This is a genomic window from Pseudomonas sp. NPDC096917 (assembly GCF_044762555.1).
GTDB lineage: Bacteria > Pseudomonadota > Gammaproteobacteria > Pseudomonadales > Pseudomonadaceae > Aquipseudomonas.
Map to the genome: position 1 here is coordinate 1 of NZ_JBIWEO010000030.1, position 969 is coordinate 969.

General features: G+C 55.4%; 1 protein-coding gene and 1 pseudogene. Both read right to left on the minus strand.

The features are described from left to right. Nucleotides 1-480, minus strand: a pseudogene (locus ACIQYF_RS22745) (F0F1 ATP synthase subunit alpha); the annotation flags it as partial. Between the two features lie 21 nt (nt 481-501). Then, a partial coding sequence (locus tag ACIQYF_RS22750; protein WP_402866292.1) for a F0F1 ATP synthase subunit delta occupies nt 502-969 on the minus strand: 468 nt, incomplete at its 5' end.

Sequence of the window (969 nt, forward strand, 5' to 3'; positions counted from 1 at the left end):
GACAGGGATCATGGCATCGACAGCCTTGTAGCCAGTCTGTACAGGCTGGTCTACCGACTTACGCCAGATCACGCCTGGAGCAACTTTCTCGACTGCATCAGTCTCGGTGTTGTTCAGCGGACCTTTGCCATCAACTGGGTTACCCAGTGCGTCGACAACGCGACCCAGCAGTTCCTTACCCACCGGAACTTCCAGGATGCGGCCAGTGCACTTGGCGCTCATGCCTTCAGCCAGAGTCGTGTATGCGCCCAGTACTACGGCACCTACAGAGTCTTGCTCCAGGTTGAGAGCCATGCCGAAGACGCTGCCCGGAAACTCGATCATTTCGCCGTACATTACGTCGGCCAGACCGTGAATCCGCACAATGCCGTCAGATACGCTGACGACAGTGCCTTCGTTGCGGGCTTGAGAGGTCACATCGAGTTTTTCGATGCGGCCCTTGATAATTTCACTTATTTCGGAAGGATTGAGTTGCTGCATTGCTCTGCTGCCCCTTCAAACTCAAGATTTCAATGCTTCGGCAAGGTTTGCGAGTTTCCCGCGAACCGAGCCATCGATAACCAGGTCGCCGGCGCGGATGATGACACCACCTATAAGGCTGGCATCCTCCGCAACTTGCAGGCGCACTTCCCGGTCGAGTCGTGCACTGAGAACCTTGGCGAGTTTGTCTTGCTGTTCTTGGTTCAATGCAAAAGCACTGGTCACTTCAACGTCTACCGATTTCTCTTGTTCGGCCTTGTACAGGTCAAACAGAGCGGCGATCTCCGGCAACAGCGGGAGACGGTCGTTTTCGGCTACAACATGAATGAAGTTCTGTACTTTTACATCGAACTTGTCGCCGCACACGTCAATAAACGTGGCGGCCTTTTCTGCGCTCGTCAGTCGCGGGGCCTTGAGCACGCGCTGCATAGTGTCGTCTTGCGACACTGCTGCAGCCAGGCCGAGCATGGCTGACCAAGAGGCCAGTTG